This is a genomic window from Microbacterium sp. NPDC078814 (genome assembly GCF_040702645.1).
GTDB lineage: Bacteria > Actinomycetota > Actinomycetes > Actinomycetales > Microbacteriaceae > Microbacterium.
In genome coordinates, this window is record NZ_JBFBLT010000001.1 from 388,167 (window position 1) to 402,599 (window position 14,433).

General features: G+C 70.0%; 13 protein-coding genes. 5 read left to right on the forward strand and 8 right to left on the reverse strand.

Going from position 1 to position 14,433, the window contains the following annotated elements:
* Positions 1–5: 5 nt before the first annotated feature.
* The 5 genes from AB0300_RS01975 to AB0300_RS01995 form a co-directional block, all read right to left on the reverse strand.
* On the reverse strand, positions 6–854 hold the full coding sequence (locus tag AB0300_RS01975) for an ABC transporter permease (protein WP_062765124.1): 849 nt from the start codon (positions 852–854) through the stop codon (positions 6–8).
* The gene (locus AB0300_RS01980; protein ID WP_029989074.1) at positions 847–1,644 is read right to left on the reverse strand and encodes an ABC transporter ATP-binding protein; all 798 of its coding nucleotides are present in this window, start codon (positions 1,642–1,644) and stop codon (positions 847–849) included. The genes AB0300_RS01975 and AB0300_RS01980 overlap by 8 nt, the downstream gene beginning before the upstream one ends.
* Complete coding sequence (locus tag AB0300_RS01985) at positions 1,644–2,747, reverse strand: ABC transporter substrate-binding protein (protein WP_231729496.1); 1,104 nt, start codon at positions 2,745–2,747, stop codon at positions 1,644–1,646. Before AB0300_RS01985 ends, AB0300_RS01980 begins: the two co-directional genes overlap by 1 nt.
* A gap of 190 nt (positions 2,748–2,937) precedes the next feature.
* Entirely contained in the window at positions 2,938–4,062 is a 1,125-nt protein-coding gene (locus AB0300_RS01990) for a DUF6226 family protein (protein WP_366215366.1), read from the reverse strand.
* Between the two features lie 22 nt (positions 4,063–4,084).
* Positions 4,085–5,530: a helix-turn-helix transcriptional regulator gene (locus AB0300_RS01995; RefSeq protein ID WP_085606343.1), complete on the reverse strand. Its 1,446-nt coding sequence runs from the start codon at positions 5,528–5,530 to the stop codon at positions 4,085–4,087.
* A 242-nt stretch (positions 5,531–5,772) separates the two neighbouring features.
* Between AB0300_RS01995 and aceA the strand changes: the two genes are divergently transcribed.
* The 3 genes from aceA to AB0300_RS02010 all read left to right on the forward strand — a co-directional run bounded on the left by aceA (position 5,773) and on the right by AB0300_RS02010 (position 9,362).
* On the forward strand, positions 5,773–7,098 hold the full coding sequence (gene aceA, locus AB0300_RS02000) for an isocitrate lyase (RefSeq protein ID WP_249521557.1): 1,326 nt from the start codon (positions 5,773–5,775) through the stop codon (positions 7,096–7,098).
* 108 nt (positions 7,099–7,206) lie between these two features.
* The gene (gene aceB / locus AB0300_RS02005) at positions 7,207–8,841 is read left to right on the forward strand and encodes a malate synthase A (protein WP_366215367.1); all 1,635 of its coding nucleotides are present in this window, start codon (positions 7,207–7,209) and stop codon (positions 8,839–8,841) included.
* Positions 8,842–8,930: 89 nt separating this feature from the next.
* Entirely contained in the window at positions 8,931–9,362 is a 432-nt protein-coding gene (locus AB0300_RS02010) for a hypothetical protein (protein ID WP_315107460.1), read from the forward strand.
* Between the two features lie 16 nt (positions 9,363–9,378).
* On the opposite strand, the gene AB0300_RS02015 is transcribed toward AB0300_RS02010, so the two are convergent.
* Entirely contained in the window at positions 9,379–9,897 is a 519-nt protein-coding gene (locus AB0300_RS02015) for an Lrp/AsnC family transcriptional regulator (protein WP_029989076.1), read from the reverse strand.
* A 106-nt stretch (positions 9,898–10,003) separates the two neighbouring features.
* Between AB0300_RS02015 and ald the strand changes: the two genes are divergently transcribed.
* The gene (gene ald / locus AB0300_RS02020; RefSeq protein ID WP_102208876.1) at positions 10,004–11,098 is read left to right on the forward strand and encodes an alanine dehydrogenase; all 1,095 of its coding nucleotides are present in this window, start codon (positions 10,004–10,006) and stop codon (positions 11,096–11,098) included.
* 81 nt (positions 11,099–11,179) lie between these two features.
* Positions 11,180–12,382 (forward strand): pyridoxal phosphate-dependent aminotransferase, encoded by a 1,203-nt coding sequence (locus AB0300_RS02025; RefSeq protein ID WP_126893305.1) that lies wholly within the window; start codon positions 11,180–11,182, stop codon positions 12,380–12,382.
* Between the two features lie 93 nt (positions 12,383–12,475).
* Here the strand turns inward: AB0300_RS02025 and AB0300_RS02030 are convergent, their stop codons facing one another.
* Positions 12,476–12,877 (reverse strand): VOC family protein, encoded by a 402-nt coding sequence (locus AB0300_RS02030; protein WP_062765154.1) that lies wholly within the window; start codon positions 12,875–12,877, stop codon positions 12,476–12,478.
* A 95-nt stretch (positions 12,878–12,972) separates the two neighbouring features.
* The gene (locus AB0300_RS02035; RefSeq protein ID WP_062765157.1) at positions 12,973–14,394 is read right to left on the reverse strand and encodes a GntP family transporter; all 1,422 of its coding nucleotides are present in this window, start codon (positions 14,392–14,394) and stop codon (positions 12,973–12,975) included.
* Positions 14,395–14,433: the final 39 nt, after the last annotated feature.

The following is a 14,433-nucleotide window of genomic DNA, read 5'->3' on the forward strand; positions in this document are numbered from 1 at the left end:
TGGGCTCAGCCCTTCGCGGTGACCTCGCCGTCGCTCCACCACAGGACGCGCCGGCGCACGACCGCGAGAAGCACGATGAGGAGCACCCCGAGCAGACAGAGCAGGGCGATGCTCGCCCAGGTCACGGGCAGGTTCGCCTGCGCAGCCGAGGTGGTGACGAGGGAGCCGAGACCGGCCTGCTGCCCTGCCGCGACGAACTCGGCCACGGCCGCGCCGACCACGGCGAGGGGCAGCGCGATCCGCAGACCGGCGAACACGTACGGCATGCTGCCGGGGAACCGCAGCTCGCGGAAGATCTCCCACCGCGAGGCGTGCAGCGTCGTGAACACGTCGAGCGCCTTCTGGTCCACGTCGCGGAGGCCGGCGAGCGAGTTCACGAGCATCGGGAAGAACACCACGAGGCCGGTGACGATGAACTTCGGCACCATGCCGAACCCGAAGGCGACCACGAGCGCCGGAGCGATCGCGACGATCGGCGTCACCATCACGATGATGACCAACGGCATGACGGCGCGCTCGATGATCTGGAACTCGGCCATCACGACCGCCAGGAGGAAGCCCGCGAGGATGCCGGCGGAGGCTCCGACGACGACCTCGAGCAGCGTCACGAGGAAGTTGGACCAGTACATGCCGGCGTCCTCGACGAGGCTGGCGCCGATGGCCTCCAGCGTCGGGAGGACGTACGGGTTGGTCCACGCCACGATCTGCCAGAGCAGGGCCGCGATCACGAACGTGATCAGGGTCGGGACCCAGGAACCCCAGCGGAGCCACCCGGGGATGCCGCGTCGGGGCTGCGCCTTCAGCCGGGCGGTGGCGAGGGTCGCGGTGGTGTCTCTCATCGTCAGCTCAGACATGGGCCTTCTCCGTCTGCGCGCGCAGCGCACCGCGCACGACTGCCTCCAGGTCGCGGAACTCGTCCGTCGCGTACGCCTCCTCGGTCCGCGGCCGCGGGAGGTTCACATCGATCACCTCGGCGATGCGTCCGGGGTGGGCGGCCATGACCACGATGCGGTCGGACAGCATGATCGCCTCCGGCACCGAGTGCGTCACGAACATCACGGCCTTGCGGTTCGACTGCCAGAAGTCCAGCAGGGCGATGCGCTGCAGGTCGCGGTTCATCTCGTCGAGGGCCGAGAACGGCTCGTCCATCAGCATGATGGCCGGATCGAACACGAAGGCCCTGGCGATCGCGGCGCGCTGCTGCATGCCGCCGGAGAGCTGCCCGGGGTACTTCTTCAACGCATGGCCGAGACCGAACGTCGACAGCAGCTCGGCCGGGTCACGGAGGGCGCGGTCGCCGTTGGCCCCGCGGTTGATCCGCACGGGGAGCTCGACGTTCTCGCGGACCGTCTTCCACGGCAGCAGCGCCGGGGACTGCGGGACGAGACCGATCTTCTTGTCGCGGGAGGCCGCCGTGACGCTCTCGCCGTCGATCGTGACGGTGCCGGAGTCGGCGTCGAGGAGTCCGGCGACCACCTTGAGCAGCGTGGACTTGCCGCATCCGCTGGGGCCGATCACCGACACGAACTCGCCCATGCCGATCGTGAGGCTCACGTCGTCGAGCACGGTCACCTGGGCTCCGTCGACGCCGAAGGCCTTCGAGACGTTCCTGACCTCGACGCCCGCCCCCTGTGCCGCGGTCATCACTTCTCCGCCCAGATGAGGGTGTCGCCGTCGTACAGGTCGGCCACGAGATCCGGGTCCATCATGTCGGCGATGGCGGGGAGGTCCTTGACATCGCCGTACTCCTGCACGATCTCGTACTCCGGCTGCCACATGTCTGCCGTCTGCACGCCGGGGTTGCCGCCCGCGCTCTCGCGCACCCAGGCCGACTCGACCTCCCACGTGCGGGCGAGCTGATCGCGCGGGAACGCCGCGCCCTGACCGTTCTCCTCCGCGAGGGCCGCCAGCATGTCGATGCACTCGTCCGCCTCGTCGAGGCAGAACTGCAGGGCCTTGAGGCTCGCGCGCATGAAGTCGGCCGCGACCTCGCGGTGCTCGTCGAGGAAGCGCGAGTTCACCTCCATGACGTTGTACGTGCCCTCGACGCCGAGGTCGGCGGGCAGGAACTCGCTGAACGGGAGGTCCTGCGCCTTGAGGGTCTGCGGCTGGTTGGAGGCGTAGCCGACGATCGCGTCGACCTGCTCGCGCACGACGACGGTCGGGTCGTAGTTGGTCATCTTCACCATCTCGACCTTCGAGACGTCGACGCCGGCCTCGTCGAGCATGGCCGAGGCGATGGGCGTGAGGTTGATGAAGTACCCCAGCGAGCCGCCTTCGAGGTCGGTGAGGTCGGTGAGCTTCTCATTGCCGAAGATCGAGAACGGCGGGGTCGTGCCGTACGTCGCGACCGCGGTGAGGTTCTTGCTGTTCGCCGCGGCGAGCATCACGTCGGAGGCGGAGCCGAGCGCGGTGAACTGCGCCTGCCCCGAGGCGACGAGCTGCTGCCCGTTCGCGCCGGAGGCGTTGATCTCCACGTCGAGGCAGAGGTCGTCGAAGTAGCCCAGCTCCTTCGCCAGGAACACGTCGAGCTGCCCGGCGCTGGCGGAGTAGCCGTAGCCGGAGATGTAGGTGATGGTGCCGGCATCCTGGTTGCGCTGGCAGGCGTCGCTGCCGCCCGCGCTCGTGGGGGCGGTATCGCCGCCGGGCGCCGGCGAGGAGCATGCTCCGAGCGTCAGCGTGGCGGCGAGAACGCACGTCAGGGTGGCAGTGGTGCGGAATCGGGTTTCCGCAGAGGAAGTAGCCATGAGGGTCCCTTCTCGGCCGTTCGTCATTGATGGCTCGATGAAAGTAACATAGTCAATCTTGACTAAGCAAGATCAAACTAACTTCCCCTGCACGATCCGGCGACGGATGCACGATTCACCCGCCCCTCGGGTCGTGCACGCGGAACACCGTCGTGCAGGCGGGGCGGAGGTGGGCCGGGGTGGCGCGGGGTCAGGCGGGGGTCGAGCGGAGGGGCCAGGCGGGCCACCAGCCGTCGTCGAGCCCGCGCAGCAGGACGGCCGCGCGCTCTCGCGCCTCCGCGGGCGCCTCCGGGGCGGGGCCTGAGCTGCTCTCCCGCCGCTCGCCGTCCGGTGACCGGACCTCCGTGTACAGCCACGCACGGTGACCGACGGGGTACTTCTCCCGGAAGCCGCCAGCGGCGATCGACAGCACGATCCGCTCCAGCTCGTCCGCCGCGGTCTCGGCGGTCTCATCGCACGCATCGCAGATGCACGACGGCACGATCGCGTGGAACAGGGCGCCGGCCTCGACGCAGACGGAGGGAACGGCCGGCGTGATCGTGATCTGCGCACCGCGCGCCGGTGCGAGCACGATGCGCTCCGTCGCGCCCTCCCCCGCCTCTCGCCGCACCTCGACCGCGTACTCGCGGGAGAGGTGCTCGACGAGCGCGTCGACCACGAGGGAGAGCGGTGCGAAGCGCTCCGGGTGGGACTCGCGGGAGTACGACTCCTCCGGCGCGATGCCGTCGGGCCAGCGGTGTCCGTAGCGGATGACCTCGCCGCTCTCGTCATGGAAGTCCAGCAGCGGGAGAGCAGGCCGGACGTACGCGCGTGCCGGGACGACGACCGCAGGAGCGGAGTCCTCCGCGGACAGCGCCCTCATCTCCTGGTCATCGAGGTCGTCCTGCTCCCACGACGCGAGCATCTGCAGGAACGCGTCCCGCTGCTCGGGCTGCTGGACCATCCCCTGCACGAGCCCCGCGACCGGGATCGAGAGGGTGTTGGTCCCGATCTCCGGCTCGCCCGTCATCCTCCATGTCGCGGCCGGGTGCACGACCGCGATGACGTTCCCCACGAACCGCGCCGCCGCCGTGGCCAGCCTCTCGCTTTCCAGCGCCTCTGGATGACCGGCGACGAAGTCCCACGTCGCCCCGAGGTCGACGGCGAGCACTGCGGGGTCGGCCCCCTGGCCCCACGCGAACTCGGCGAAGGGCTCGAAGCCGTCGACGAAGCGGACCGGCCCCGGAGCATCCGCCTGCGGGGGCATCCACAGGATCGCGGCGGCACCCGCCTCGGGCATCGCGCCGAAGGGACCGGGGAAGACGTCACTGCTCATCGACCGAGCGTACCGAGCGGGATCACCGGGGCGCGTGAGACTCCAGGAACTCGTACACGTCGGTGGTGTCGACGCCGGGGAAGGCTCCCGTGGGCAGAGTCGCCAGCAGCGTGCGCGGGGTCTTCACGTTGGGCCAGGAGTTCTCGCGCCACCGCTCCTCCAGCTCGGCGGGAGCCCGACGGCAGCACACCTCGACCGAGTGCTTCGAGACGCCGCGGTGCGGGGTGTCCCTGCCCACGAACCACCTCGTGTCGTCGAACCGTACCCCCACGCTCACCGAGTGCAGGCCCTCGCTCGACGCCTCGACGCGGGCGGTGCACCAGTAGGTGCCGTTGCCGGTGTCGGTGTACTGGTAGTACGGGTTGAAGCGGTCATCCTCGTCGAAGACCACCCGGGAGGTCCACCGGCGACAGCACATCTGCCCCTCGATGGCGCCGAGGCGGTCGGTCGGGAAGTTCACGTCGTCGTTCTCGTACGCCTTGGTGATCGTGCCCGACTCGTGCACCTTGAGGAAGTGGACGGGGATGTCGAGGTGCCGCGTGGCGAGGTTCGTGAACCGGTGCGCCGCCGTCTCGTACGATACCGAGTACGCATCCCGGAGGTCTTCGATGGAGATCGCGCGCCGCTGCTTCGCGTCCTTCAGGGCGGGGACGACGTCGGCCTCAGGCATCAGCAGGGCGCCGGTGAGGTAGTTCGTCTCGACGCGCTGCCGGAGGAACTCGGCGTAGCTGCGCGGCTCGGCGTGCCCCAGGATCCGACTCGACAGCGCCTGCAGCACGGCGGTGCGAGCATCACCCTTCGCCGGCACGCTGCTCGACAGGTACAGCCGGCCGTTCGCGAGGTCGGCGACGCTGCGGGTGGTCTGCGGCAGGTCGGCGGCGTAGTGGAGGGTGAAGCCGAGGTGCGCCGCGATCTCGGACGCGGTGCGCTGGGTCAGCGGTCCCCCGGGATGGCCGACGGCCGCGAGGATGTCGGCCGCCTTCGCCTCGAGGTCGGCGAAGTGGTTGTCCTGGCGGCGCATCAAGTGTCGGAGCTCCACGTTGGCACGCCGGGCCTCCTCGGGCGTCGCGGCGCGCTCGTCCTTCAGCCGGTCGATCTCACCCTGCAGGGCGAGCAGCGCCTTCAGCGCCTCCGTGGGCACGCTCTTGGCGATGCGGAACGGCGCGATGCCCAGCGCCTGGAACGTCTGCCCCTTCATCGCGCGCTCCAGGGCGATCTCGATCGCGCTGCGCTCGTCGAGCGGCTCCCCGGAAAGCAGCGCGTCGATGGTCACCCCGAGCGCGCGGGCGATGGCCTGCAGCTGCGTAAGCTTCGGCTCGCGCTTGCCGGTCTCGATCATCGACAGCTGGCTCGGCGCCCGATCGACTGCGGCGGCGAGCTCCTCGAGCGTCAGGCCCCGAGCTGTGCGCAGCTGGCGGATGCGTCGGCCGACGGTGAGGGCGTCGGTGTCTTCCGCGGTGTCGTCCATGTCGGCTCCTCTCAGCCCGCCGTCCGCGCCGGTGCGGGATCGGGAATGCTCCGCGCGAGGCCGCGCCGGGATCCTTCTTGATCCCGCCAGGCCGGGTGAGCGGGGCGTGAGGGCCGAGTCTGTCACGAAAACAGAAATTCGCGCAAACTTCTCCTCGATTCAGCGAGGGAGAGCAGGGGAACTTCACACAGAGTGGAGGCACGCCATCGGCACCGACGCCGATTCCCATCCGAGGAGACACCATGACGAACACCGCAGCGACCCCCACCCCGCGCCCCGCCGGCCTGCGCGCCGGCGACCAGGTCCAGACGGCCGCGGAGCTTCAGGAGATCTGGGACACCGACCCGCGATGGGACGGCGTCGAGCGCACCTACTCCGCGGAGGACGTCATCCGCATCCGCGGCTCGGTCCGCGAGGACGCCACCCTCGCCCACCGCGGCGCGGAGAACCTCTGGAACCTCCTGCACACGGAGGACTACATCCGGGCTCTCGGCGCCTACACCGGAGGCCAGGCCGTGCAGCAGGTGCGCGCCGGGCTGAAGGCCATCTACCTCTCCGGCTGGCAGGTCGCCGCGGACGGCAACCTCGCCGGACAGACCTACCCCGATCAGTCGCTCTACCCCGCGAACTCGGTCCCGGCGGTCGTGCGCCGCATCAACAACGCCCTGCTCCGGCAGGACCAGCTCGAGCACGCCGAGGGCGAGATCACGCAGGACTGGCTCGCGCCGATCGTCGCCGACGCCGAGGCGGGTTTCGGCGGTCCGCTCAACGCCTACGAGCTCGCGCAGTCCCTCATCCAGGCCGGCGCCGCGGCCATCCACTGGGAGGACCAGCTGGCGAGCGAGAAGAAGTGCGGGCACCTCGGCGGGAAGGTGCTCGTGCCCACGCAGCAGCACATCCGCACGCTGAACGCGGCCCGACTCGCGGCGGACGTCGCCGGCGTGCCGACCGTCATCATCGCCCGCACCGACGCCCTCGCCGCCGATCTGCTCACGAGCGACGTCGACGAGCGCGACCGGGAGTTCACCACCGGCGAGCGCACGTCCGAGGGCTTCTACCGGATCCGCCCGGGCATCGAGTCGGTCATCAGCCGCGGCCTCGCGTTCGCCCCCTACGCCGACCTGCTCTGGGTCGAGACCGGGGAGCCGGACATCGCGCTGGCCCGGGAGTTCGCCGCGGCGATCCACGCACAGTTCCCCGGTAAGCTCCTGGCCTACAACTGCTCGCCGAGCTTCAACTGGAAGCGCCACCTGTCGGACGCCGAGATCGCGACGTTCCAGCAGGAGCTGGCAGACCTGGGCTACAAGTTCCAGTTCATCACCCTGGCCGGGTTCCACGCCCTGAACCACTCCATGTTCGACCTCGCCCGCGGTTACGCCGAGCGCGCCATGAGCGCCTACGTCGAGCTGCAGGAAGCCGAGTTCGCCGCCGAGGCCGACGGCTACACCGCCACCAAGCACCAGCGCGAGGCGGGCACCGGCTACTTCGACGTCATCTCCACCGCGCTCAACCCCGACAGCGCGACCCTCGCCCTGGCCGGCTCCACCGAGACCGCCCAGTTCCACTGATTCTCCCCTGAGACCCCCGGTTCTCGTCGAGACCCCGCCCCGCACACGCCGGGAGCCCGGGGTCTCGACGATAACCCGGGGGCTCGGCACAAGGCAAAGGACACGATCATGACCACCGCACCGATGCAGACGACCCGGCAGGGACCCGCGATCGAGATCGCCGGGCCCATGCGCGACCGCTACGACGAGATCCTCACCCGGGAGGCGCTCGCCTTCCTCACCGAGCTCCACCACCGGTTCGCCTCCCGCCGCCATGACCGGCTGGCCGACCGGATGCGCCGCCGCTTCGAGATCGGCAACGGGCACGACCCGCAGTTCCGCGAGGACACCGCGCACATCCGCCAGGACACCACCTGGCAGGTCGCCGGCGCCGGCCCCGGGCTCGAGGACCGCCGCGTCGAGATCACCGGCCCCACCGACCCGAAGATGACGATCAACGCCCTGAACTCCGGGGCTCGCGTCTGGCTCGCCGACCAGGAAGACGCCACGAGCCCGACCTGGAAGAACGTCATCGAGGGGCAGCTGTCCCTGCGCGACGCGATCCGCGGCGAGCTCTCCTTCACCTCCTCCGAGGGCAAGGAGTACCGCGTCACCGCCGAGCGCACCCCCACGATCGTGATGCGCCCGCGCGGTTGGCATCTGCCGGAGAAGCACCTCGCCTTCATCGACCGCGCCGGCCGCCGCACCTCGGCTTCCGGATCGCTGGTCGACTTCGGCCTCTACTTCTTGCACAACGCGCAGGCGCTGATCGAGGGCGGACGCGGACCGTACTTCTACATCGCGAAGCTCGAGTCCAGCGAAGAGGCGAAGCTGTGGGACGACGTGTTCTCCTTCAGCGAGGAGTACATCGGCATCCCGCACGGCACCATCCGCGCGACCGTGCTCATCGAGACCCTGCCCGCCGCGTTCGAGATGGACGAGATCCTGTACGAGCTGCGCGACCACTGCGCGGGCCTCAACGCCGGGCGCTGGGACTACATCTTCTCCATCATCAAGAACTACCGCGGCCGCGGGGCTCGCTTCGTGCTCCCCGACCGCAGCGAGGTCACGATGACGGTGCCGTTCATGCGGGCGTACACCGAGCTGCTCGTGCAGACGTGCCACAAGCGCGGCGCCTTCGCCATCGGCGGCATGAGCGCGTTCATCCCCAACCGTCGCGACCCCGAGGTGACGGCACGCGCGGTCGAGAAGGTGTCGGCCGACAAGAAGCGCGAGGCCGGAGACGGCTTCGACGGCACCTGGGTCGCCCATCCGGATCTCATCCCGACGGCGCAGGCCGAGTTCGACGCCGTGCTCGGAGACCGCCCGAACCAGATCGACCGCCAGCGCGACGACGTGCACGTGGAGGCGCGCGACCTGCTCGACCTGCACATCGGTCGGCCGATCACCGCCCAGGGCGTGCGGGACAACGTCTCCGTGGCCATCCGCTACCTGGAGGCCTGGCTGCGCGGGCTCGGCGCCGTGGCGATCGACAACCTCATGGAGGATGCCGCGACCGCGGAGATCAGCCGCTCGCAGGTGTGGCAGTGGATCCACCAGGACCGCACCACGCAGGACGGCACTCCCATCACGGTCGAGTACGTCGAAGGGCTGATCGGCGAGGTGCTGGACGAGGTCGAGCGACGCGAGGGCGACCGCTTCGACGACGCCGCCGAGATCTTCCGCGAGGTCGCCCTTCGCGAGGAGTTCCCGACCTTCCTCACCCTGGGCGCCTACAGCCGGTTCCTGATCGACGAGGACTGACGATGCCGGGATGCCGCGGGCCGCGAGGTCCGCGGCATCCTCGCGTCCCACCCGGCCCGCACGTTCCCTGCCGGGCGTAGCCTGGAGCCATGAGCGCCGTATGGGACAGCATCGCCGAGGAGTTCCTGCACCTGTACCCGCGGGGGCGACGGCTGGTCGCGGTCGCCGGGGCCGACGCCGAGCGTTCGCGCGCGGCCGCGGATGGCCTGGCCGCCGCTCTCACCGCTTCCGGCCAGACCGTCGAGCGCGCACACACCGCCGACGGGGAGGAAGCCGCTCTCCGCACCGACGTGGTCGGGCCGTTCCGCGCCACCGACAGCGACGCCGTGCTCCTCGTGTCCGGACCGGGCGCGATCGTGTCGCCGAGCGCACGCGGGATGTGGAACTACGTCCTCTGGCAGCTCGCGGGAGACGAGCCCCCGCACACCGCGGCGAACGCCCTGGTCGACGTGACCGATCCGGCCCATCCCACCCGGCGTTTCGCCGACTACTGCGCCGTCCCCTCCTCGTTCGAGACCTGAGTCGCCGCGCGCCGACTCAGTGGAACGACGCGGCGACCGAGTTGCGGTGGTAGTCGAACACGATGCTCGTGCGGGTCGATGCCACGCTGCTCTGCGCGGACAGGTGCTCGAGCACGAACTCGCGCATCTCCGATGAGTCGGCGACCGCGATGTGCAGGAGGAAGTCGTCGTCCCCGCCGAGGAAGAACACCTGGATCACCTGCGGCAGGGCACGCACGCGGTCCGCGAACTCCACGATGCTCTCCCGCCGGGCGGCCGGGCGCAGGCTGACGCCGATGATCGCCTGGAGTCCGGCGCCGAGCTCGCGTTCGTCGACGCTCGCGTGGAACCCGGTGATGACCCCGCGCTCGATCAGCCCGCGCAGGCGTGCGTGTGCCGTCGACGGGGCGACTCCCAGTCGTCCGGCCAGCTCGGCGTTCGTCATCCTGCCGTCGGCGGTGAGGAGCTGCACGATCCGCGCGTCGGTGGGGTCGAGCGCGGGAGCCCGAACGCTGTTCGGCTCGGATGACGCGGCGGCGGTGGTCATACGAAGCATTATTCAGGATTCGAGCCTTCACCGAAGAGTCTTCATCGAATCTGTCGATGTCTCGACGTTTCTGCGATCCTTGTCTGCACCCTGCGCCCCGACACCTGGAGGATCGATGAAGATCGGCGTCCCGACCGAAGTCAAGAACAACGAGAACCGCGTCGCCCTCACCCCGGCCGGCGCCGATCGGCTCGTGCGGGAAGGGCACCGCGTGCTCGTGCAGTCGGGAGCCGGCGTCGGGTCGAGCATCGATGACGACGCGTACCGCGCGGCCGGTGCCGAGATCGTCGCGACCGCCGCCGACGCGTGGGGCGAGGCCGACCTCCTCATCAAGGTCAAGGAGCCCGTGGCCGAGGAGTACGGCTTCCTCCGTCCCGACCTCACGCTCTTCACCTACCTCCACCTCGCGGCCGATCGCCCGCTGACCGAGGCGCTCGTCGCGGCCGGCACGACCGCCGTCGCCTACGAGACCGTGCAGCTGCCGGATCGCACCCTGCCGCTGCTCGTGCCGATGAGCGAGATCGCCGGCCGCCTCTCCGTCATCATGGGGTCCCACTCGCTGCTGCGCTCGCAGGGCGGCCGCGGCATGCTGCTGGGTGGCATCGCCGGCACCCCGCGGGCGAAGACCGTCGTGATCGGCGGCGGCGTCGCGGGCGAGCACGCCGCCGCGAACGCGCTCGGACTCGGCTCCAAGGTCACCGTCGTCGACGTGGCGCTCCCCCGCCTGCGCGAGCTCGAGCACCGCTACGGCGGTGCTCTGGAGACGCGCGCCTCCAGCCGGTACGACATCGCCGAGGAGCTGACGACGGCGGACCTCGTGATCGGCTCGGTCCTCATCCCCGGCGCCGCGGCCCCCAAGCTGGTGACCGACGACATGGTCGCGGCCATGAAGCCGGGGTCCGTGCTCGTCGACATCGCGATCGACCAGGGCGGCTGCTTCGAGGGCTCCCGTCCGACCACGCACGACGACCCGACCTTCGCGGTGCACGACTCGATCTACTACTGCGTCGCGAACATGCCGGGCGCCGTTCCGACGACCGCGACCCGGGCGCTGACGAACGCCACCCTCCCCTACGTCTCGGCGATCGCGGCCAAGGGCTGGGAGCGGGCGGCCTCCGACGACGCTGCCCTCGCGAAGGGGCTCAACGTGCAGGGGGGACGCATCACCCTGGACGCCGTCGCCCAGGCGCACGGCCTCACGACCGACTGACCTGCCGAACCCGAAAGAACCTCGGATCTTGGCGTCATCCCACACCTCCCCCGCCGTATCGACCCGAGTACGCTCGTAACCGTGACCGAACGCGCTCCTCTCTCCCGCAAGCTGTCCGCCATCGCCGAGTCCGCGACCCTCAAGGTCGACGCCAAGGCCAAGGCCCTCAAGGCCGAGGGCAAGCTCGTCATCTCGTATGCCGCGGGCGAGCCCGACTTCGCCACGCCGCAGTTCATCGTGGATGCGGCGGCCGAGGCACTGGCCGACCCCGCGAGCTACCGGTACACCCCCGCTCCCGGGCTGCCGGCGCTGCGCGAGGCGATCGCCGCCAAGACGCTCCGCGACTCCGGGCTCGAGGTCTCCCCCGGCCAGATCATCGTCACCAACGGCGGCAAGCAGTCGGTGTACCAGGCGTTCCAGGCCGTCGTGAACCCCGGCGACGAGGTGCTGCTGCCGGCCCCGTACTGGACGACCTACCCGGAGGCGATCCGTCTCGCCGACGGCACGCCCGTCGAGGTCTTCGCCGGCGCCGACCAGGAGTACAAGGTGACCGTCGAGCAGCTCGAGGCCGCCCGGACCGACCGCACGACGGTCCTCGTGTTCGTGTCGCCGTCGAACCCCACCGGCTCGGTGTACACGGCCGAGGAGACGAAGGCCATCGGCGAGTGGGCGGTGGAGCACGGCATCTGGATCATCAGCGACGAGATCTACCAGAACCTCACCTACGAGGGCGTCAAGGCGACCTCGATCGTGGAGGCCGTGCCGGAGGCCGCGAACCAGACGATCCTCGTCAACGGGGTCGCCAAGACCTACGCGATGACCGGCTGGCGCGTGGGCTGGATGGTGGGTCCGGCCGACGCCATCAAGATCGCCGGCAACCTGCAGTCGCACCTCACGAGCAACGTGAACAACGTCGCGCAGAAGGCGGCGATCGCGGCGCTCAACGGCCCGCAGGACGAGGCCGAGAAGATGCGCGAGGCCTTCGACCGCCGCCGCCAGCTCATCGTGTCGGAGCTGTCGAAGATCGACGGACTCGTGGTCCCGAACCCGCTCGGCGCGTTCTACGTCTACCCCGACGTGCAGGGCCTGCTCGGTCGCACCTGGGGTGGCGTGACCCCGACCACCTCGCTGGAGCTCGCCGACCTCATCCTCGACCAGGCCGAGGTCGCGGTCGTCCCCGGCGAGGCGTTCGGTCCGTCGGGCTACATCCGCATGTCGTACGCGCTCGGTGACGACCAGCTCCTCGAGGGCGTGCAGCGCCTCCAGCGTCTGTTCTCCTCCTGACCCGAGACCCCGCTTTACCGCCGAGACCCCCTCGTACCTGCGCAGGTTCGAGGGGGTCTCGGCGTGAACGCGGGGTTTCGGCGAGGGAGGCGGTCAGTCCTCGGGGTGGAAGCCGATCAGCCAGCGGATGCCGTAGCGGTCCACCAGCGTGCCGTCGAAATCTCCCCACGGGCGCTGTTGCAGCGGGTCGATGACGCGGCCGCCGGCGGAAAGCTCGTCGTACCAGCGGGTCAGCGTTCCGGGGGCGGCGGTGCCGAGGAGCGAGAGGAACATCCCGCTCATCTGGACCGCGTCGTCATCGGCTCCCGCGTCGGCCCCGGCGAGTTCGACCAGCCCGCTGAGCTGTCCGTGCGCGACGGCATCGCCCGGACCGTCGTGACGACCCGCGCTCGCGTAGTCCATCAGCTGGAGCTCGCCGCCGAAGACGTCGCGGTAGTGGCCGAGCGCTTCGGCGGCGTTGCCGGGGAACAGCAGGTACGGGATCAGTCCGCTCATCCCGCGAGCGTAGTCCGCGGCAGCCCCCGGCGGCCACCCGCCGGGGACGACGAACGGCCGCCACCCGGAGGCGACGGCCGTTCATAGGAGCGCGGTCAGGAGACCGGGATCACCGCGTACAGGATCCAGGTCAGCGCGAAGCCGGCCACGCCCAGCACCGTCGTGAGCGGCGTCCACGTGCGCAGACCGTCCTTGACCGAGAGGCCCAGGTATCGCGTGACCACCCAGAATCCGGAGTCGTTCACGTGGCTGAGACCGAGGCCGCCGTAGCCGATGGCGACCGCGAGCAGCGCGGTGTGCACGGTATCGAGCCCCATCGCGGAGACCGACGGCAGCAGGAGCCCCGCGGTGGTGGCGATCGCGACGGTGGCGGACCCCTGGGCGGCACGCATGATGAGGGAGATGAGGAAGGCCGCGAGGAGCAGGGGCATGCCGCTGGACGCGAGCACCTCGGCGACCGCTCCACCGATCCCGGTCTCCGTGAGGATGCGGCCGAAGGCACCACCGGCACCCGTGACGAGGATGATGACGGCGGCGGCCGGCAGCGCCGACTCCATGACCTCGCCGAGATGGGAGGCCGACCAGCCGCGGCGCACGCCGAGCAGGTACATCGCGGCGGCGATCGCGACCATGAGGGCGAAGATCGGCTGACCGACCATGCTGAGGAATCCGTTCCAGAACGTGCCCGCCTCGAACAGCGGCGCGACCGCGGTGCCGAGCATGATGAGCACGAGCGGCAGGAGGATGAGGCCGAGGACGGTGCCTGCGCCCGGCGCCTTCTCGCCCTCGCCGAGTCCGCCGGTGAGCGTCGACTTCTCCGTCCCGAAGTTGTCGTACATCTCCTTCGTGGCCGCGAGCATCGCGAACTCGCGGGTGTTGATCCACTTCGCCACCAGGTAGGACAGCACGCCGAGCGGCACGGAGATCGCGAGGGAGAAGATCGTGACCCAGCCGATGTCGGCACCGAGGATCGCCGAACCGCCGACGATGCCCGGGTGCGGAGGCACCGCGACGTGCACGGCGAGCATGATGCCCGCGACCGGCAGGCCGAACTTGATCGGGTTGAGACCGGCCACCTTCGAGAAGGCGAACACGATGGGGATGAGGATGATGAAGCCGGCGTCGAAGAACACCGGGATCGCCAGGATGCCGGCGGCGATGACGAGCGCGATGCCGACGCGCTTCGGGCCCAGCCAGCTGGTGAAGCGTCCGGCGAGCGACTCGGCGCCGCCGGACAGCTCGATGATCTTGCCGAGCATCGAGCCGAGGGCGACGAGCACGGCCACCGAGCCGAGGGTGCCGCCGACACCGGCGATGATCGCCTGGATGACGCCGAGCTGCTCGGGGGTGTCGCCGTCGGCGGGGATCGTGGTCAGCGGCAGGCCTGCCGCGATGCCGACGATGATCGACACGAGGATGAGGGCGTAGAACGCCTGCATCTTGAACCGGATGATGAGCAGGAGCAGCAGGCCGAGGCCTGCCAGGCCGATCAGGATGAGGATCGGAAGAGGAAGCATCTCTGGATCTCTTCTTTCAGTGAGGGCGCGACGTCGCGC

Coding starts and splice junctions, on each gene's coding strand:
- AB0300_RS01975 (WP_062765124.1), bottom strand. CDS start 854: ATGTCTGAGCTGACGATGAGAGACACCACCGCGACCCTCGCCACCGCC.
- AB0300_RS01980 (WP_029989074.1), bottom strand. CDS start 1,644: ATGACCGCGGCACAGGGGGCGGGCGTCGAGGTCAGGAACGTCTCGAAG.
- AB0300_RS01985 (WP_231729496.1), bottom strand. CDS start 2,747: ATGGCTACTTCCTCTGCGGAAACCCGATTCCGCACCACTGCCACCCTG.
- AB0300_RS01990 (WP_366215366.1), bottom strand. CDS start 4,062: ATGAGCAGTGACGTCTTCCCCGGTCCCTTCGGCGCGATGCCCGAGGCG.
- AB0300_RS01995 (WP_085606343.1), bottom strand. CDS start 5,530: ATGGACGACACCGCGGAAGACACCGACGCCCTCACCGTCGGCCGACGC.
- aceA (WP_249521557.1), top strand. CDS start 5,773: ATGACGAACACCGCAGCGACCCCCACCCCGCGCCCCGCCGGCCTGCGC.
- aceB (WP_366215367.1), top strand. CDS start 7,207: ATGACCACCGCACCGATGCAGACGACCCGGCAGGGACCCGCGATCGAG.
- AB0300_RS02010 (WP_315107460.1), top strand. CDS start 8,931: ATGAGCGCCGTATGGGACAGCATCGCCGAGGAGTTCCTGCACCTGTAC.
- AB0300_RS02015 (WP_029989076.1), bottom strand. CDS start 9,897: ATGCTTCGTATGACCACCGCCGCCGCGTCATCCGAGCCGAACAGCGTT.
- ald (WP_102208876.1), top strand. CDS start 10,004: ATGAAGATCGGCGTCCCGACCGAAGTCAAGAACAACGAGAACCGCGTC.
- AB0300_RS02030 (WP_062765154.1), bottom strand. CDS start 12,877: ATGAGCGGACTGATCCCGTACCTGCTGTTCCCCGGCAACGCCGCCGAA.
- AB0300_RS02035 (WP_062765157.1), bottom strand. CDS start 14,394: ATGCTTCCTCTTCCGATCCTCATCCTGATCGGCCTGGCAGGCCTCGGC.